The 18279-nt window shown below is 42.9% G+C and carries 17 protein-coding genes; 8 read left to right on the plus strand and 9 right to left on the minus strand.

Annotation, left to right across the window (positions count from 1 at the left end; translation table 11 throughout):
- Positions 1-4: 4 nt before the first annotated feature.
- Positions 5-1243 carry an MFS transporter gene (locus tag NST24_RS03680; RefSeq protein ID WP_342462342.1) on the minus strand — a complete coding sequence of 413 codons (1239 nt, stop codon included), beginning with the start codon at positions 1241-1243 and terminating at the stop codon, positions 5-7.
- A gap of 146 nt (positions 1244-1389) precedes the next feature.
- The gene (locus tag NST24_RS03685) at positions 1390-3429 is read right to left on the minus strand and encodes a penicillin-binding transpeptidase domain-containing protein (RefSeq protein WP_342462343.1); all 2040 of its coding nucleotides are present in this window, start codon (positions 3427-3429) and stop codon (positions 1390-1392) included.
- 231 nt (positions 3430-3660) lie between these two features.
- On the opposite strand from NST24_RS03685, the gene NST24_RS03690 reads away from it, so the two are divergent.
- Positions 3661-5091: a DASS family sodium-coupled anion symporter gene (locus NST24_RS03690; RefSeq protein ID WP_024718600.1), complete on the plus strand. Its 1431-nt coding sequence runs from the start codon at positions 3661-3663 to the stop codon at positions 5089-5091.
- On the opposite strand, the gene NST24_RS03695 is transcribed toward NST24_RS03690, so the two are convergent.
- Positions 5023-5427, minus strand: coding sequence for a hypothetical protein (locus NST24_RS03695; RefSeq protein ID WP_342462344.1), 405 nt, complete (start codon positions 5425-5427; stop codon positions 5023-5025). The genes NST24_RS03690 and NST24_RS03695 overlap by 69 nt on opposite strands.
- Positions 5428-5518: 91 nt before the next feature.
- Between NST24_RS03695 and NST24_RS03700 the strand changes: the two genes are divergently transcribed.
- Complete coding sequence (locus NST24_RS03700; RefSeq protein WP_017360415.1) at positions 5519-5746, plus strand: hypothetical protein; 228 nt, start codon at positions 5519-5521, stop codon at positions 5744-5746.
- Here the strand turns inward: NST24_RS03700 and NST24_RS03705 are convergent.
- Positions 5727-6206 (minus strand): Hsp20/alpha crystallin family protein, encoded by a 480-nt coding sequence (locus NST24_RS03705; RefSeq protein WP_008344182.1) that lies wholly within the window; start codon positions 6204-6206, stop codon positions 5727-5729. The two genes, NST24_RS03700 and NST24_RS03705, sit on opposite strands and share 20 nt — an antisense overlap.
- 65 nt (positions 6207-6271) lie before the next feature.
- On the opposite strand from NST24_RS03705, the gene NST24_RS03710 reads away from it, so the two are divergent.
- Together NST24_RS03710 and NST24_RS03715 are read left to right on the plus strand one after the other, a co-directional pair.
- Positions 6272-6529 carry a hypothetical protein gene (locus tag NST24_RS03710; RefSeq protein ID WP_008344180.1) on the plus strand — a complete coding sequence of 86 codons (258 nt, stop codon included), beginning with the start codon at positions 6272-6274 and terminating at the stop codon, positions 6527-6529.
- Between the two features lie 6 nt (positions 6530-6535).
- Positions 6536-6769: a hypothetical protein gene (locus NST24_RS03715; protein ID WP_008344178.1), complete on the plus strand. Its 234-nt coding sequence runs from the start codon at positions 6536-6538 to the stop codon at positions 6767-6769.
- Positions 6770-6804: 35 nt separating this feature from the next.
- Here the strand turns inward: NST24_RS03715 and NST24_RS03720 are convergent, their stop codons facing one another.
- Together NST24_RS03720 and NST24_RS03725 are read right to left on the minus strand one after the other, a co-directional pair.
- Positions 6805-8196: an amino acid permease gene (locus NST24_RS03720; protein ID WP_008344176.1), complete on the minus strand. Its 1392-nt coding sequence runs from the start codon at positions 8194-8196 to the stop codon at positions 6805-6807.
- 185 nt (positions 8197-8381) lie between these two features.
- Positions 8382-9455 (minus strand): glycosyltransferase family 2 protein, encoded by a 1074-nt coding sequence (locus NST24_RS03725; protein WP_342462345.1) that lies wholly within the window; start codon positions 9453-9455, stop codon positions 8382-8384.
- 132 nt (positions 9456-9587) lie between these two features.
- On the opposite strand from NST24_RS03725, the gene NST24_RS03730 reads away from it, so the two are divergent.
- On the plus strand, positions 9588-11480 hold the full coding sequence (locus tag NST24_RS03730) for an ABC-F family ATP-binding cassette domain-containing protein (RefSeq protein ID WP_335364334.1): 1893 nt from the start codon (positions 9588-9590) through the stop codon (positions 11478-11480).
- 28 nt (positions 11481-11508) lie between these two features.
- Here NST24_RS03730 and folE2 read toward each other — a convergent pair whose 3' ends face one another.
- Positions 11509-12405 (minus strand): GTP cyclohydrolase FolE2, encoded by an 897-nt coding sequence (gene folE2, locus NST24_RS03735; protein WP_342462346.1) that lies wholly within the window; start codon positions 12403-12405, stop codon positions 11509-11511.
- Positions 12406-12548: 143 nt separating this feature from the next.
- Between folE2 and NST24_RS03740 the strand changes: the two genes are divergently transcribed.
- The gene (locus NST24_RS03740) at positions 12549-12974 is read left to right on the plus strand and encodes a MerR family transcriptional regulator (protein WP_017366797.1); all 426 of its coding nucleotides are present in this window, start codon (positions 12549-12551) and stop codon (positions 12972-12974) included.
- A gap of 57 nt (positions 12975-13031) precedes the next feature.
- Positions 13032-14222, plus strand: coding sequence for an MFS transporter (locus NST24_RS03745; protein ID WP_342462347.1), 1191 nt, complete (start codon positions 13032-13034; stop codon positions 14220-14222).
- A gap of 48 nt (positions 14223-14270) precedes the next feature.
- Here NST24_RS03745 and NST24_RS03750 read toward each other — a convergent pair whose 3' ends face one another.
- A complete protein-coding gene (locus NST24_RS03750) occupies positions 14271-15824 on the minus strand; it encodes an ABC-F family ATP-binding cassette domain-containing protein (RefSeq protein WP_008343192.1) in 1554 nt (517 codons plus the stop codon).
- A 152-nt stretch (positions 15825-15976) separates the two neighbouring features.
- On the opposite strand from NST24_RS03750, the gene NST24_RS03755 reads away from it, so the two are divergent.
- On the plus strand, positions 15977-17119 hold the full coding sequence (locus NST24_RS03755; protein ID WP_178896590.1) for a DEAD/DEAH box helicase: 1143 nt from the start codon (positions 15977-15979) through the stop codon (positions 17117-17119).
- Between the two features lie 36 nt (positions 17120-17155).
- Here NST24_RS03755 and NST24_RS03760 read toward each other — a convergent pair whose 3' ends face one another.
- Entirely contained in the window at positions 17156-18160 is a 1005-nt protein-coding gene (locus NST24_RS03760; RefSeq protein WP_024718590.1) for an NADP-dependent oxidoreductase, read from the minus strand.
- Between the last annotated feature and the right edge of the window lie 119 nt (positions 18161-18279).

Consider the following 18279-nt stretch of genomic DNA (forward strand, 5'->3'; position numbering starts at 1 on the left):
CCTTTTATGATTCATTCCATTTGGCTATGGTCTGATCGCTTGGCAGTAAGAAGGCTAGGATGCCTAATATCGGTAAAAAGGCGACACCGATCATGGTAGGCGTTAAACCGACTGCATCAATTAATGAGCCGAGGGCAACGGATCCAATCGCTCCCATACCAAACGCAAGCCCAACAGTTAAACCAGACATTGTGCCAATTTTCCCGGGAAATAGTTCTTGGGCATAGACCACGGTGACAGAGAAGCTTGAGGTCAGAATGATCCCAATGAGTCCAAGTAAAACATAAGCAAAAACTGGTCCGGCAAATGGGAGAAGCAGGGCAAGCGGAAAGGATGCTAATAAAGAAATTAAAATGACGGTTCTCTTGCCGAAGCGGTCTGCAAGCGGCCCGCCTAAAAATGTCCCAATCGCACCCAATATAAGAAATAAGAAAATATAAGTTTGTGATTCCTTAATCGTCAAACCATATTGTTCAATCGCATAAAACGCATAGAAATTCGAGATCGCATTTCCATACCAAGAACGCGCGAAAATAAGAAAGACGATAATGCCAAGTGCTGTGAGCGCTGACTTGCGGTGAAGTTCAGATCTTGCTGCTTTTGCAGGCGCTTTTTTCGCTTGTGCTCGAATGGTTTGAAGCTTTCTTGCGTACCATCTCGAAATATAGAGAAGGAAACCGACAGCAATCATTCCAACAATCGTAAACCAAGCCACACCTGGCTGACCGAGAGGGACGAGCATTAATGCAGCGATTAGCGGAGCAAAGGCTTGACCTGTATTTCCACCGACTTGATAGATAGATTGAGCAAGACCGCGTCTAGGACCAGCTGCCATGTTGGCAACCCGTGAGCCCTCTGGATGGAAAATCGCAGAGCCGAGTCCAATAAAGACGACGCACAGTAGGATGGTCGCAAATGATGGCGCAAACGCAAGGCCGAAAATGCCGACAGCACTTGAAAATAATGCGATAGGCAGTGCATAGGGCATCGGCCGTTTATCTGTGTACCACCCGATCGCAGGCTGCATGACAGAGGAGACCATATTTAATGTAAAGGCGATCAGCCCTAATTGAGTAAAGGTCAGCCCCATTGAGCGTTCTAAAATAGGGAACATGGCAGGAATCACGGCTTGCAATGTATCGTTGAGCATATGGCAAATACCAATAATCAATAAAATAGGATAAACCGTTGAACCGGTGACCGCTTTTTGAGGTTTATTCTTTGTTTGAGCAGCAATAGCCAATGAGACTTCCTCCTTTCATTCAACTTGTTTTCTTTTTTTCATTCTCCTCATTTTATTCATAAGGTGAACTATAAAACAATAGCAAATTGTCATGATTTAGAAAAAAAGAGACACATGCGCTTGATGGAGCGTGTGTCTCTTAAGGGTTATTTATAGAAAGAAGCGATGACAGGCTTCATTTTTTGAATGACAAGTCCACTGCCTCCACGGTTTTTCACACCTTCAATCATGCCGACGAGGACGTAATCTTCTTTTTTAGGATTAAACGCAAGTAAAAATCCATTTTCAGTACCGTCTGTCGCACCTTGTTTGCTCTTTAGTTCCGCTGTTCCGGTTTTAGCGGCTATATCAGCCCCTTTTATTTGCAACGAGTGAGCGGTTCCGTTTGAATTGGTGACGACTTGAGTTAGTGCATCCTTCACCGTATTTGCTGTATCTTCTTTGATGATCTGTTTTGGTGATGCTGTTTTTTCATCCTGAATGACTCGAGGGTACACAAGCTTTCCTCCTGTTGCAAATGGAGAATAGGCATGTACTTGTTCAATTGGAGACATGAGTAATTCTCCTTGGCCATATGCTGAGTCGGCAAGTAAGATGTCTGATTGGATCCCGTCGTTAGACACTTGTGCTGGCTTCATTGTAAACGGCATGTTTAAATCATCACCAAACCCAAATGTTTTCACTTTTTTCTCGTAAGTATCTTTGCCGATTTCAAGGGCTTCCTGTCCAAAATAAATATTATCTGAGTACACGAGGGCATCGACCATATTGACTTGTTCTTTGTCATGAACCCGTGTAATGCGATAATTTCCCCATGATTGATCCTTTTGCCATTTCAGTCCATGAATGGTGCGCACTTTATTAGGTTTTGTGACACCTGTTTCCAGTCCAATCGCTGCTGTAATGGTTTTGAATGTAGATCCTGGTGCATATCTGCTCGCATATCGAGCTTGGAATGGGAGATCAGGATTTTCACTGTATGCTTGATATTGTTTAGGCGTGATCCCGTTGGTCATTAAATTGACATCGTAAGAAGGGGTGCTAACAAGCGCTAATAAATCACCTGATGATGGGTTCATAATGGTGACAGCCCCTTTTTCACCTTTCAGCTGTTGATAGGCTTTTTTCTGCAAAGATGCATCAATGGTCAGCTTGACGGTTTTCCCGTCTTTTCGGTTTGTTTTTTGTAATGTTTCTTCAATACCTGTTTCATCATGGATAATGAGGATGCTTCCGCCATCTTGTCCTCTTAAGTTCTTGTCAAATGTGAATTCAAGGCCGGTTTTGCCGATGATTTGATCCGCCTTTAAGGCTGGATTTCTTTTGATATCATCCGCATTTGCTTTTCCCACATAGCCTGTCAGATGAGCAGCGGCTTCGTTATAAGGATAGTAGCGCATTTCCTTCGTTTGATAGGTGACGCCATTTATGTCTTTTGGAATCGGCTTTTGCTCTAACATAGACTTTAGCGGGACAAATGTATCATCTGTGACCCATGCTTGTTTCAGCTGATTTTGAATCAGCTCTTCATCTATATCAAAAGCGCTGCTGATTTTTTTGATGTTGCTTTCTTTTTCCGTGTCTGTCCCGAGCTTTCCAGGGATGATGCCAAGTGCGTGTCCACCAGTTGTTTCTGCTAACGTGCGCCCTTTTCGATCTACAATATTTCCGCGTACCGCAGGATCCGTTGTCACTTTGATGGTGTCACCCTTTTCCATTTGCGGGAAGATGAGATTTGGTTTCCAGTCTACTTTCCACTCGTTATCCTCTTCGGAGAGAACGCCCTTGTAAGAGAGTTTGTTCAGTTTTCCAAGTGACGTTTTCATCGTGACTTCATAGGTAAATTGATACCCATTTCCTTTGTCCTGTTTTTCTACGTTGACGTTTGAGACGTTTAGATCATTCGCACCGATGCCGCTAAAGATATGATCGTATTTTTCGGCAAGTTGTTTTTTAGAAAAGTCATTGGCTTTCAGAGAGCCGCTTGTGACCTCATCTGCCAATTTTGTGAATTCTTTTTTCTCCAGATGTTTCGTAAAGGATTCAGCGGCTTTCAGCGCCTCTTTTTCTTTTGAGAAAAGCGTATCTTTTAAGAAAAAGAGAGCAGCAGCAATCGCGATGATGCTAAGAAGGGGAATGATGACTTTTTTCTGTTTCCAAAATGATTTTCGTTGATCTGTATACAATGAAAACACCTCAATTTTTGATTAGATCCTCTATAGTTTACAGTTACTGTGTAGGATTTGTATAGTTTCTCCTATGAATATAGACCAAGACATGAAGTGGAAATATGAAGCAAGACACAGTTGCTGCTTAAGGATCTCTTCATTTTTTCTTATGATTTAAAGGATTTTTTATGTGATCATCGAATGTGAAAAATTAGAAAAAATTAAAAACGTTTTCATGAAGGAGGAATTGTGATCGTTTATAAAAAAGTGAATCTAACTGGACTTGTTCTTGGACCGATCTTCTTTTTGCTTATTTTTTTGCTCATTCCAGAAAGTGAATTGACCTATGCACCAAGAGTGGTACTGGGCGTTACGGCTTGGACTGCGACATGGTGGGTCACAGAAGCTTTGCCTATACCGGCTACCTCTTTATTGCCCATCATCCTTTTGCCAACACTTGGCGGGCTATCGATGGAGCAAACATCAAGAGCTTATGGAGACCCGATTGTTTTTATGTACATGGGCGGATTTATGATTGCCATTGCTATTGAAAAATGGAATTTACATAGAAGAATGGCCTTACATATTTTAAACATCATTGGCACAAGAAGTGACCGCATTGTATTAGGGGTTATGATGGCAACGGCCTTTTTATCTATGTGGATTTCAAATGCAGCCACAGCACTGATGATGCTGCCTGTGGCACTGGCTGTGATTAAAGAGGTGAAGGCGAACGATATTTTGTCTGGTGCATCTCTTGACCGATTCAGCAAAAGCATCCTATTATCGGTCGCTTATTCAGCCTCTATTGGCGGACTGGCGACACTCGTTGGGTCTGTGCCAAATGCTGTTTTTGCAGCGATGTCAAAAAAGCTGTTAGATCGAGAAATTATGTTTTTTGAATGGTTTTTGTTTGGTTTTCCGGTGGCGGCTGTTCTGCTCATTCTCTTATTTCTGTATTTGACCAAGATACAGTTCAAGGTAGAGCACACAGGGGAAATGGGAGCAGCGTTTATACGGAAGGGTTTAGAGGATTTAGGCAAAATGAAACAAGAAGAAAAATGGGTTTTTGCTATTTTTCTTATGACGGCTTTTTTATGGATTTTTAAAATCTTTTTGTTTGGCGGGCTTCCTGTCTCGGATACGTCGATCGCAATCTTTGGGGCGATGCTGTTATTTCTCATTCCAGCGACAAATGGAGAGAGAATACTAGAATGGCAGGATATGAAGCAGTTGCCATGGGGGCTTTTGCTTTTGTTTGGAGGCGGGCTTTCGCTCGCTACAGGATTTGCGGAAACGAATCTAACAGGATGGATCGGGGAAAATTTACAGCATTTAAATGGGCTGTCGTACCTCATGCTGCTAATTATTTTAACGGCTTCTATTTTATTTATGACCGAAATTATGTCTAATACAGCAGTTGCGAACATGATCATTCCGATTACAGTAGGGCTTGGACTTGCAATTGGCATGGAGCCGTACGGCTTAATGGCTGCGGCTGCGTTAGCTTCCTCATGTGCGTTTATGTTGCCAATTTCCACACCGCCAAATGCGGCTGTCTTTAGTGCGGACGTGCTGAAAATATCTGATATGGTCAAGGCTGGCTTTTGGCTAAATGTGATCAGTATAGTAGCGATTGTGCTTGCGGTTTATTTCTGGCTTCCGGTCGTGCTGAGATGAAGACTTTGATCGAATGGAGACTTTGGGTGTTTTTGTTTCTTTTGGCTTCGGTACTGAAGTTGCCTTTTTGAGGTGCGGGTCCTTTGGCGTGTAATAGGTGGCTCCAATGTTGAGTCTGCCTTGAAGCTGGTCAATGGAAAGCTCACCAAACTCTAAATGGTAGTCAATTTTGTCCACATGCAGTGATTCAATGTGAATGTGCGTATCCTCCGAGACAGGCGGAGCAGGTGCAGACATTTTCTGCTCAAGAGCGGTGAGTCTTTTTTCCAGCTCGACGACAGATGGGGATGGACTGGCTTCGGTTTTTTTAAAGAGTGATTGAATGAAATGTTTCAAGTGGACCACAACCTTTTCTTTCGCCTTGCTCTAGTCTATGGAAAAGCTGCCCGGTATATACTTATAGAGACACATGAAAGGGGAGAAGTGCATGCTGCCTACACGCATTCAGATTACCCATATGAAGACGAATACGATTGGTACAGGGTCCTCGATGACATTCGGTTCGACGATCGTACGAAATCACTGCTCGACGATCAAAAGAAACAATGGTTTTGGTGAACAAAATGCCGATGGCGTGATCACGATCTTGCCGATTGAAACGATTGATGATCGTGATCTAATAGACGCAGTCAGTATCAATATTCGTCATCTATGATTATCGCAGTTGCTTTTCCTTCATCCTTTTGCAGGCGAATGTATAGCACGCCGTCTTTAAAGGCCGCATTCATTTGACCAAGAATCATATCTGGGAGCCGAATTTTTCTTTCAAACGGACCATACTTTCCTTGTTTTTGACGAAAATCCTGTTCGTTAAAAAAGGAAAAACGCTGTCCTTTTACAACTAAATATTCACCATATGACAGCACCTGAACATCTTCCTTCCGGTAGCCAGGCAGATAAATTAAGTACTGAAATTCAGTAGGGGTTTCCACAATGTCGACTGGTGGAAACGATGCATCTGTTCCTCGCTGATCTTGCTGCGAGAATGTAAAGGGAGACGGACCATTTGCCATAAAGGGAGATCTTTGCTCATCATCGAATATCATTTTCCAAAAATCATCTCCATGCATTTGCTGGGCAATGTCCATCCACTGCTTCATTTTTTCGAAGTCCATGTGAAGACCTCCTGTTAACATACTTGATGGGTGCTCGCATATACCTATAAAAAGGAGGTTTATCTGTGGTTCAACCAACTCCGTATATCAATATTAATATTTTCATGTTAAAAATTAATTCCTTTGAAAATGCGTCGGCGGTGAATGTCGGACAAAATTTGTTAGCAGAGTGGCAAAACTCAGATAAAAAAAATCAGGGGTACGGACAGAATTTTGGAGATGCCAGCGGTTTTGTCGGAACAAAGAGCCATGTAGATGATCGAGATCAAGTGGACTCACCTGCCTCTTTTTCGCCAGCAGCTAAACCTATTCCAAGGAAGTGATGTGTGATGTTATTCTCACCCTCAGTCGTCAATGTCGGTGCTTTTAAAATCAATGCAATGGATCGGGGGGCATCACTGACGCTAGGACCTTATCAGCAGATCGATTATTTTCTCTCGATGAAATTGAACCAGGGTTTTGGTGAGGACAATGGAGATTGTTCACCGCTTGTCATTCCGATTTCAAGCGTACTCGATCCAGATATGGTGGATTCGAATTCAGTGAAAAACAGTGTGATTTAAACAAAAAAGAGACCGGGATACCCCGTGTCTCTTTTCTATTGTGTTTGATTCAGATGGCTTTTGCGTCTTGCATAGGTGAAGTACACAACGACACCAATGGCTACCCAGATGAGGAAGGCTCGCCATGTCTCCCATTTCAGTGTGGCAGCCAAGATCATACAAATGACCGCACTAATGATGGGAAGGACAGGAACAAAGGGTACTTTAAACGCTGTTTTCATATTCGGATGTTTTTTCCGGAGTATGATCACAGCGATCGAGATCACCGTAAAGGCCGCAAGTGTACCGATGCTGACTAAATTAGCAAGTGTTGATAAGTTGACGAAACCAACGATACATGCCGCAACAGCGCCTGTCAGCCAAGTGTTGGCAACCGGTGTCTTCGATTTTGGATGAACGTTTGAAAAGATTTTCGGCATGAGTCCATCTCGGCTCATGGCAAAGGTTAAACGAACCTGAGCGTAGACAAGTGCAATTAACACTGTCGTAATCCCGATAATAGCACCTGCCGATATAATACCAGCGACACTATTTAGACCAACCACTTGTAAAGCAAAAGCGACAGGGTCACTGACATTCAGCTTCGTGTAGTGAACCATGCCTGTTAACACAAATGAAACCCCGATGTATAAAATCGTACAAACACCGAGCGCACCAATAATTCCGATCGGCATCGCTTTTTGTGGGTTTTTGACTTCTTCAGATGCATTAGCGATTGCATCAAATCCAAGGTAAGCAAAAAAGACAGTGGCCGCTCCAGCAATCACGCCATGGAAGCCCATCGGCATAAAAGGTGTCCAGTTTTCAGGTTTAACGTAAGCAAAGCCTGAAATGATAAAGAGGAGGACAATGGCAATTTTGATGAGCACAATGATGTTATTCAGCTTTGTGCTCTCTTTTACGCCTCTTGAGACAATAAAGGTAATGAGTAAAATAATGAGTGCGCCTGGCAGGTTAAAGATGGCCCCATCAGCGGCTCCGGGTGCAGCCGATAAAGCCTTCGGTATGTGCAGACCAAATCCACTGAGCAGTGATTGAAAATAGGATGACCATCCGCTTGCCACAGCAGAGAGCGCAACAACATATTCAAGCATTAAATCCCAGCCCATTAAAAAGGCGAGGAATTCTCCAAGTGTTGCGTAAGAATACGTATAGACACTTCCTGACACTGGAATGGACGAGGAAAATTCAGCGTAGCAAAAAGCAGCAAGGGCGCATGCGATCGCAGCCAAAATAAAAGATATAATAATCGCAGGTCCCGCATCTTTCGCAGCCGCAACCCCCGTTATCACAAAAATTCCAGTCCCGACCACACAGCCAATGCCAAGCAAGATTAAATCAAATGTATTCAAAGAACGGCTCAGCCGCTTCGTTTGACTTTCAAGCATGAGCTGGTCGAGAGACTTTTTTCTAAATAAAGAACTCATGTTGACCTCCTAATGGATAAATCTAAATCTTTTCGTAAGACGAATGTTAGTATATGCGTAAATGACAATTTAGTCAATTGGTTGAAAAACGCTTTAAATCGCTAAAGTATTAAATGTCACAAAAGGCTAATGTGTATCAAAAGACATCCGCCGTCATGTGACAGGCGGATGTGATAACAGGAGATTTACGTTTGTTCAGCAAATATTTTTTCGTTGTACAGCACACTAGGATGGGTTGGGTAATGGGATGAGGATGCAAGATGATGGGTTTTGGCTTGAGCCAAATCACCGAGCTGATAATAACAATAGCAAAGCTGAAGGTGAGGATACCATGTTTTATATTGTGTTAGTGTAAAGGCTGTTTCGATTTCAGGCGCTTTCAGTGCCTGCTCATACCAATAGATGGCCGCTTTGTATTTATTTTGTGCTTTGAAATGATCCCCAATCCGGCAGCAAAATTCTGGACGGGGCTGATCATATAAGAAGGATCGCAATAAGGAGGATAAGGCGGCTTCCTCAAAACCGACTGCATAATAGCAGTCAGCTAAATTTTGGCATGTGCGAATTTCATCCTCAATCCAGCATTGTTTTGTGGCTAAAAATTTGTGATAAAAGCGAATCGCCTTCACATGCTGCTTGTTATCTCGTAATTCATTAGCGAAGTAAAAGAGATCGCGAGGCGTCATCTCTTCGCCTTTTGCAAGCATGTTTTCATAAATGCGCAGATTGCGTCCAGGTTCTCCAGCGGTTGTTTTCTTACGCTTTTGATGGGTGACGGCGATATCAGCCGGTAAGATGTTGCCATACACCTGAAGAAACTCATGAACGGCCCCATACCACTGAAAGTTCAAGGCACGCTTGACGAGCCGATTTCTTCTATATTTAAAATTCACCTGACCGTCCTCACTAAATCCAACATGGTAAAACATCGAGACGGCATCTACTGCGGGATCAAGCGTCTGTTTGAGCTGAATCAGTTTTTGCTGGTCCTCTTCAAGTAGGACATCGTCGGCATCCAGCCATAAGATATACTCTTTAGTCGCATGGGAAAATGCGAAATTGCGTGCTTTTGCAAAATGCTGGACCCATTCAAAGTCGAGTACCTTTGCTGAAAAGGAGTGAGCAATGTCCTTTGTTTGATCCGTTGATCCTGTATCAACAATGATCATCTCATCTACAATGTCTTGAACAGAAGACAGGCAGTCAGCCAAAACCTCCTCTTCATTTTTCACAATCATACATAAACTAATGGTTATCATCTTTAGATCACCTCTTCATAGTGTATCGAGCATCAAAAGGAAACATTCTTTTCAGAAGCGGGTTTTTTAAAACTAGTTTTCTGCTACTGGCTGATTTAAAATAAAGGAAGAATCTATGTAAGGGCTGATAAAATGAGTTTATTGAATGTAGAAGGATTATATAAAACCTATGGCGAAAAAACGCTGTTTGACCATATCTCTTTTCATATAGAACCAAAGGAACGCATCGGGTTAATTGGACCGAATGGAACAGGGAAGTCAACGCTTTTAAAAGTCATTGCAGGACTTGAATCATTTGAGGAAGGCGACATCACAAAGGCAGGGACACTTGATATCGAATTTCTCGAGCAAGATCCTGAAATGAGCGGGGATGAAACGATTCTCGACTATATTTTTTCAGGAACAGCACCGATGATTCAAACGATGAAAGCCTATGAAAAGGCGCTGGCTGATTTAGAGCATGATCCACAAAACGAGGCAAAACAAGAAGCACTTATGCGTATGCAAAATAAAATGGATCAGGACGACGCATGGGATGCGAACCTTTCGGCGAAAACGATTTTGACAAAGCTTGGCGTTAAAGATGTGAGCCGATCTGTTCATGCGTTATCAGGCGGACAGAAAAAGCGTGTGGCGATCGCCAAAAATTTAATCCAGCCTGCGGGTTTGCTGATTTTAGATGAGCCGACAAACCATCTAGACAACGCAACCATTGAATGGCTTGAAGGATATTTGAGTCAATACAGCGGGGCTGTCATTCTTGTCACCCATGATCGTTATTTCTTAAACCGTGTCGCCAATCGGATTTATGAATTAAATCAGGGGCAGCTTTACACATATAAAGGAAATTATGAAGTCTTTTTAGAAAAAAGAGCGGAACGAGAAGCAGAAGCTCAAGTAAAAGAAACGAAACGTCAAAACCTGCTTAGACGTGAGCTTGCATGGCTCAGAAGAGGGGCAAAGGCTCGAACGACAAAGCAAAAAGCACGTATCGGCAGAGTGGAAGAGCTGAAGGATCAAAAGGGACCTGATGCAAAGGGAGAGCTTGATTTTGCGATCGGTTCTCACCGGCTTGGAAAACAAGTGATTGAGGCAGAAGAGATCAGCATCACATTTGCTGGTCAAACCCTTGTGGACCAGTTCAGCGATTTAGTCGTGCCAGGTGATCGTATCGGATTTATCGGACCGAATGGAGTGGGCAAAACGACTTTACTCAATTGCCTGGCGGGTAAAATCGAACCGACGAATGGACAATTGACCATTGGACAAACAGTCCGCATTGGCTATTACACGCAGGACCATAACGAAATGAATGAAGAGCTGAATATCATTGATTACATCAAAGAAACAGCTGAAATTGTCAAAACGGCAGATGGCGTCATTGTGACAGCAGAGCAGATGTTGGAGCGATTTTTATTCCCTAGATCCATGCAGCGCACGTTTATCCGCAAGCTGTCAGGGGGAGAGCGCCGCAGATTGTATTTATTGAAGGTATTGATGGAAGAGCCGAATGTTCTCTTTTTAGATGAGCCGACGAATGATCTTGATACAGAGACGCTCAGCATTTTAGAGGATTATTTGGAGCAGTTCCCAGGCGTAGTCATCACCGTGTCGCATGATCGTTATTTCTTAGACCGAGTCGTCCATCGTCTGCTTGTGTTTGAAGGGAATGGACGTATTTCACACTTCCAAGGTGCTTACAGCGATTACATGGAGCAAGAAAAAGAACAGAAGCGGACAGAGACAAAACCAGCTGAAAAACAAGGAGAAGCTGCACCGAAAAAGAGGAAAAAACTATCCTATAAGGACCAGCTTGAATGGGATGGGATTGAAGATCGGATACAAGCACTAGAGGACAAACACCAGCAGCTCGAAGCCAGCATTGCTGAGGCTGGCAGTGATTTTGGGAAAATTCAAGAGCTGATGGACAAGCAAAAAGCCGTCGCTGAAGAACTAGAACAAGCAATGGACCGCTGGACAGAACTGTCGCTGATGATTGAGGAATTAGAAAGTAATGAAAAATAAAGGTTGGCAAAAAAACTGTAGAGACATTCTACAGTTTTTTTTGATAAGAACATTTGGCATAAGCATCGTGCTGATGAATGGATTCTTCATTTCGACACTCAATTTGAAAGCCTTTAATCCAGTTTTGTTCGTACAACTCTGCCGCAATTAATCTCGCAACATCCTCTACAAAACGTGGATTTTCATAGGCCTCTTCTGTCACGTGTTTTTCATCTGGTCTTTTGAGTACAGGGTAAAGGGGCGCACTCGCATTAGACTCGATGATCTGCAGTAGATCTGCTTTCATGTCATCAGGGAGTTGACCTTGTTCAAACAGCTCTACCTGAATAGATACAGTACCGCGCTGATTATGTGCGCCGTATTCACTGATTTCTTTTGAACAAGGACATAGCGTTGTCACTTGAGCAGTGCAGCCAATATGACAAATCCATCCGTTTTCTTCATGAAAGTGGATGTCGTATTGCACGTCTGCATGCATCAAACCGGACTTTCCGCTGATGGGACTCTTTTTTTCCATGTACCACGGAAAGGAAACTTGAATCGAGGCAGATGGCTGATTCATATGCTTGGCAAGCTGTGCGGTCAATTCTTTTAAGGAATCCACATCAACCGGCTTTCCGCTCTCATAAAAGGAGTGAAGCTGCTCGGTGAGACGGCTCATATGAATGCCTTTTTGATGAGCTGGCAAATATGTACTCAGCGTAAAATTAGCGGAAGAGGTTTGGTGCTGTGGAGCCGTTTTAGACAAAATATGTACAGGGTACGACACACGGCAAATTCCGACCTGTTCCAGATCAAAATAATAGTCTTGTTCGGTTTGTTGGATGTCTATCATGTCCTCTTTTTGACAAGGTTTTGATCTAGCGCTTGGCGGGACAGAACCGAATTGTGCGTGTCGTTCTTTTTTGGATGGAAATGAACGCATAGGGTACCTCCTTTAAAACGTAATGGTTCCTATTTATTCTGCATCAAACCACAATAGAAATCAAGTCATCAAACATTAACGTTTACGTTAAGGTAACAAAGGTGTATAATAAAACATGAATTGATGAGCAGGAGGCACTGGCGATGGAATGGATGAAAATTGATCAAGTGGCGAAAAGAAGCGGTCTGACGAAACGGACGATTCGTTTCTATGAAGAGATTGGTTTATTATCAGCACCAAAGCGGACAGAGGGCGGTGTCAGACTTTACTCAGAGGATGACATGGAAGAACTGGAGAAAGTGATGCAGGCCAAAGAAGTGCTTGGCTTTTCTTTACAAGAGCTTCAGTCGTTTATGGAAATAGGAAAACAGCTTGAGCTGAATAAAGAAGGCTACTTGCTGTCACTTGACCCGAAGGAACGATTAGAGAAACTGTTAGATATTGATGCGCAGCTGACTGTGCAGCATCAATTGATTACAAAAAAGCTAGAAACGATTCAATCCTTTAAAAAGGATCTTGAAATGATGAAAGAAAGAGCGGCTCATGCCATTGAGCAATTACAAAAATAAACACCTCAGCGTGTTTATTTTATTTTGTTAAACAACTGTAGGAAAGGTTCTGATGGAATGAAGGAAGAAGAAGTGTTGAAACAGCGTACAAGTCTGCTTAGGCAGCCAAAAGCCGTCTGGGCCGTTGCCTTTGCATGTGTGATTTCATTTATGGGCATAGGGCTTGTAGACCCGATTTTGCCAGCCATTGCATCACAATTACATGCATCTCCAAGTCAGGTGTCTCTTTTATTTACGAGCTATTTGCTTGTCACCGGCTTTGTGATGTTTTTTACCGGTTTTATTTCTAGTCGGATTGGTGCGAAATGGACGTTATTAATCGGACTTATTTTTATTATTGTCTTTTCTGCTTTAGGGGGTACCTCTTCAACGATTAATGAATTAATCGGCTTTAGAGGGGGATGGGGCATTGGGAATGCCTTATTCATTTCAACGGCTCTCTCTGTCATTGTCGGCGTGTCTGTTGGAGGAAGTGCGAAGGCCATTATTTTATACGAGGCTGCACTAGGTCTTGGGATTTCGGTTGGGCCGCTCCTTGGCGGTGAGCTTGGAACGATCTCTTGGCGCGGGCCATTCTTTGGTGTGGCAGTGTTAATGCTCGTTGCTCTTTTAGCCATTACCTTTATGCTTCCACCTATGCAAAAGCCGCAGAAAAAGGTGAAGTTATTTGAAGCTGTTGGAGCCTTGAAATATAAGGGGCTTTTAACGATGGCATCTGCTGCTTTCTTATATAACTTTGGATTCTTTGTTCTTCTAGCTTATTCGCCATTTGTGCTTCATCTTGATGAGCATGGTCTTGGCTATGTCTTTTTTGGATGGGGATTATTTTTGGCTGTGACATCTGTCTTCTCAGCGCCGGTCATTCATCGCAAATTGGGTACATTAACAGCTCTTGTTGTTCTCTTTGCATCGTTTGCTGTGATTTTATTCGGCATTGGAATATGGACATCACATGTGGTCGTGGTCATTTGCGGTATTGTCATTGCAGGGGGAATCCTCGGCATGATCAATACGGTGCTTACGACGGCTGTGATGGGATCAGCTCCTGTTGAGCGTTCAATTGCATCATCTTCATACAGTGCTGTACGATTTATTGGTGGTGCGATTGCGCCTTGGATTGCGGGAGTACTCGCTGAAACTTACACAGCAAGCACCCCTTATTATGTAGGGGCGGCTGTTGTTCTCTTAGGAATGGTCATCCTGCTTCTTGGCCGTAAGCATTTGGTGAATATCCAGGCAGGTCATTAATAGAAAAAAGCCTCATATCTTTTGAAAAGATATGAGGCTTTTTTGTCGTTATAATACTTTGGTTGTCCAGGATTCACAATTCCAAGTTTCAGTGGCCACATCTTGATAAAATTCAGGTTCGTGGGAAATCAATAGGACGCTGCCTTTATATTCTTTTAATGCGCGCTTTAATTCTTCTTTGGCATCGACATCCAAGTGGTTTGTCGGCTCATCGAGAACAAGTAGGTTGGTTTCTTCATTGATCAGCTTACAAAGGCGGACCTTCGCTTTTTCACCACCACTTAAAACAGACACACGGCTTTCAATATGTTTTGTCGTTAAACCGCATTTGGCAAGGGCAGCTCTGACTTCATATTGTGTGTATGATGGGAAGGTGCTCCACACCTCTTCGATACAAGTGTTGCTGTTTTGTTCTTTTACTTCTTGTTCAAAGTAGCCTATATGCAGGAATTCTCCGCGTTCCACCTCACCAGAAATGGGGGAGATTTCTCCAAGAAGACTTCGGAGCAGTGTCGTTTTTCCGATACCGTTGGCACCGTATAATGCAATTTTCTGCCCGCGTTCCATTTTTAAATTCAATGGACGAGAGAGCGGTTCGTCATACCCAATGACTAAATCCTTCGTTTCAAAAATCAATTTCCCTGATGTACGTGCAGGTTTAAAGTGGAATTCTGGTTTTGGCTTTTCCGCTGCTAATTCAATCATGTCCATTTTATCGAGTTTCTTCTGACGAGACATCGCCATATTTCGAGTGCTGACACGTGCTTTGTTTCTCGCGACGAAATCCTTTAATTCAGCCACTTCTTGCTGCTGCCTTTTATACGCTGCTTCTAGCTGCTGCTTTTTCACTTCGTACACTTGTTTAAATTGATCATAATCACCAACGTATCGCGTGAGTTCTTGATTTTCGACATGATAAATCAAGTTAATGACACTGTTTAGGAACGGGATATCATGTGAAATGAGGATAAATGCATTTTCATATTCCTGCAAATAGCGCTTCAGCCACTCAATATGCTGTTCATCTAAATAGTTGGTCGGCTCGTCAAGAAGAAGAATTTCAGGCTTCTCTAACAGCAATTTCGCAAGCAGTACTTTTGTACGCTGTCCGCCGCTCAGCTCTGTCACATCACGATCGAGCCCGAGATCTGTTAACCCAAGACCTCTTGCAATTTCCTCTACCTTGGAATCAATGATATAAAAATCATTGTTCGTCAGGGCATCCTGAATGACGCCTACTTCTTCTAAAAGCTTTTCCAGTTCATCAGGATCTGCTTCACCCATTTTTTCATAAATGTCATTCATTGCGGCTTCCATTGAGAATAAATAATGGAATGCATCTTGAAGGACTTCACGAATGGTTCTTCCTTTTTCAAGCACGGTATGCTGATCGAGGTAGCCGACACGGACATTTTTTGCCCATTCGACCTTTCCTGCATCTGGCTCAAGCTTGCCAGTAATAATATTCATAAACGTTGACTTTCCTTCACCGTTGGCGCCGATCAAGCCGACATGCTCGCCTTTTAATAACCGGAAGGAGACTTCGTGGAAAATGGCTCTGTCGCCAAAGCCATGACTTAAATCTTTAACAGATAATATCATTTTTTACACCTCAAATAGATTCAAAACGGCTAGTGCCTCTCATGATTATATCGAACTGTCCGGCTCGATAAAAGCATCAAAAGAAAAATTGCGTTTCAAAGCTGATTTTGAGATACTTAAGGATAGATTGAATGAGGATAAAGGAGATCAACATGACGGAAAATTGGGCATTTTTGAAAGAAGCAAAGCCATTTATTCAAAAGAACTTTGAAGCGGCTGGCTTTGAGAAGCCAACAGCGATACAAGAACAAACAGCAGAGTGGATTACGGAAAAACGCGATGTGATCGCAGAATCACCGACTGGAACAGGGAAGACCCTAGCGTATGTTCTGCCGCTTTTAAATAAAATTGATGTGAGTATCAAACACCCGCAAGTCTTAATCTTGGCACCTTCAAGAGAGCTTGTGATGCAAATTTTTGATGTTGTGCAAGAGTTCAAACAAGGTTCAGACATCAAAGCTATTTCCTTAATAGGCGGGGCAAACATCAAGAAGCAGCAGGAAAAGCTAAAAAAACACCCGAATATCGTGGTGGCGACACCGGGTCGCGTACAAGAGTTAATCAAAATCAAGAAACTGAAAATGCATGAAGTGAAAACGATCGTGTTAGACGAGGCAGACCAGCTTCTTGTCCCAGAGCATATGAAAACGATCCAAGCGATCATTAAATCCACATTAAAAGAAAGACAAATTCTTTGTTTCTCTGCGACGTTGAAAGAGGAAACCGTTCAACAGATTAAAGACATTGCATCTGAACCAGAGGTATTGAGAATTAGCAGAAGCCAAGAAGAAGCGCAGAAGGTAGGGCATTATTTCCTGTTATGTGATCAGCGTGACAAGGTGAAATTACTGCAAAAGCTATCACGGCTTGAGGACATGCAGGCACTCGTCTTTGTGCGAGATATTACGAATTTGAGCATTTATGCAGAAAAATTAGCGTATCACCATGTCGACCTTGGCGTGCTTCACAGTGAAGCGAAAAAAGCAGAGCGTGCTGTCATCTTAAAGGAATTTGAACAGCGTGAATTCCCGCTTCTTCTTGCAACAGATATCGCAGCAAGAGGGATCGATATTGACGATCTGCCTTACGTGATCCATGCCGACCTGCCAAACGAAGAAGGCTATATCCACCGTTCAGGCAGAACCGGCCGCGCAGGAAAAGAAGGGGCTGTTATCAGCCTAGTCACACCTCAAGAGCATTCAATGCTTAAAAAAATGGCGAAAAAGCTAAATCTTTCGCTTCAGGAAATTGTTTATAAGCAAGGTCAGCTGCACCTTGCGCCCAAGCAAGCATAAAAAAAGGACCCTGCCGTTTGGCGGGTCCTTTTTGTGTTATGAAATTTTGACAAGTTGTTTTCCGACATTTTCCCCTTTGAATAGTCCAAGGAATGCATCTGGAATATGGTCAAAACCTTCGATAATGGTTTCTTTGTAAGTCAGTTTGTCTTCTTTTACCCATTGTGCGAGATCTTTTGCCGCCTCTTCAAAACGATCAGAGTAGTTGGCAACAATGAAGCCCTGCATCAATGCACTTGTTTTAATGAGTTTTGTTTGCACACGAGGGCCAATGTCTTCGCTTGCACTAATGTTATAAGAAGAAATGGCGCCGCAGACTGGAATACGTGCAAAACGGTTCAAATGATTCATCACAGCATCAGAGATTTCGCCGCCCACATTGTCAAAATACACATCGACACCGTTTGGACAGGCTTTTGCAATGGCGTCATCTAAATCATTTGTTGTTTTATAATTAATGGTTTCATCAAAGCCCAGTTCTTTTAAATAAGCCAGCTTATCATCAGATCCGGCAATTCCAACGACGTGGGCACCTTTGATTTTAGCGATCTGTCCGACAACAGAACCAACGGCACCTGCGGCTCCAGAAATGACAACAGTTTCGCCTTCTTTTGGCTGACCAATCGCAAGAAGTCCAAAATAGGCGGTTTGTCCTGGCATGCCCAAAATCCCTAAATAATAAGATAACGGCGCAATGGATGGATCAATTTTTGTCAGAGACTCTGCTTTGGCAGTAGAATATTCCTGCCAGCCAAGGAATCCAAGTACAAAATCACCTTTCTCAAATTGAGGAGATTTGGACTCGACGACTTCTCCGACCACTCCACCCTGGATCACTTCATTGAGTTTAAACGGAGGTGTATAGGATTTTGTATCTTGCATTCGTCCTCTCATGTAAGGATCTACAGACACATATTTCGTTTGAATCAAGACTTCGCCATCTTGCGGCGTTGGTATATCAACTGTTTCAAAATGAAAAACATCTTTAGTAGGTAACCCTTTTGGACGTTTTGCTAATTGAATTTGTTTTTGTTGACTCATGTCAAATCCTCCCTTTCACTTGCAACCTAGATTTACATTAACATGATGCTTCTTTTCGTTCAAAACATACGGTCTTTTCCAAGCACATACAAAAAAGCAGCCACCATCTAAAAGAAGGG

It is taken from the genome of Bacillus sp. FSL R5-0286 (assembly GCF_038593245.1).
GTDB classification, from domain to species: Bacteria; Bacillota; Bacilli; order Bacillales; family Bacillaceae; genus Bacillus; species Bacillus altitudinis.

Coding starts and splice junctions, on each gene's coding strand:
- NST24_RS03725 (WP_342462345.1), bottom strand. CDS start 9,455: ATGATAACCATTAGTTTATGTATGATTGTGAAAAATGAAGAGGAGGTT.
- NST24_RS03715 (WP_008344178.1), top strand. CDS start 6,536: ATGTTATTCTCACCCTCAGTCGTCAATGTCGGTGCTTTTAAAATCAAT.
- NST24_RS03745 (WP_342462347.1), top strand. CDS start 13,032: ATGAAGGAAGAAGAAGTGTTGAAACAGCGTACAAGTCTGCTTAGGCAG.
- NST24_RS03700 (WP_017360415.1), top strand. CDS start 5,519: ATGCTGCCTACACGCATTCAGATTACCCATATGAAGACGAATACGATT.
- NST24_RS03705 (WP_008344182.1), bottom strand. CDS start 6,206: ATGGACTTCGAAAAAATGAAGCAGTGGATGGACATTGCCCAGCAAATG.
- NST24_RS03755 (WP_178896590.1), top strand. CDS start 15,977: ATGACGGAAAATTGGGCATTTTTGAAAGAAGCAAAGCCATTTATTCAA.
- NST24_RS03720 (WP_008344176.1), bottom strand. CDS start 8,196: ATGAGTTCTTTATTTAGAAAAAAGTCTCTCGACCAGCTCATGCTTGAA.
- NST24_RS03750 (WP_008343192.1), bottom strand. CDS start 15,824: ATGATATTATCTGTTAAAGATTTAAGTCATGGCTTTGGCGACAGAGCC.
- NST24_RS03730 (WP_335364334.1), top strand. CDS start 9,588: ATGAGTTTATTGAATGTAGAAGGATTATATAAAACCTATGGCGAAAAA.
- folE2 (WP_342462346.1), bottom strand. CDS start 12,405: ATGCGTTCATTTCCATCCAAAAAAGAACGACACGCACAATTCGGTTCT.
- NST24_RS03760 (WP_024718590.1), bottom strand. CDS start 18,160: ATGAGTCAACAAAAACAAATTCAATTAGCAAAACGTCCAAAAGGGTTA.
- NST24_RS03740 (WP_017366797.1), top strand. CDS start 12,549: ATGGAATGGATGAAAATTGATCAAGTGGCGAAAAGAAGCGGTCTGACG.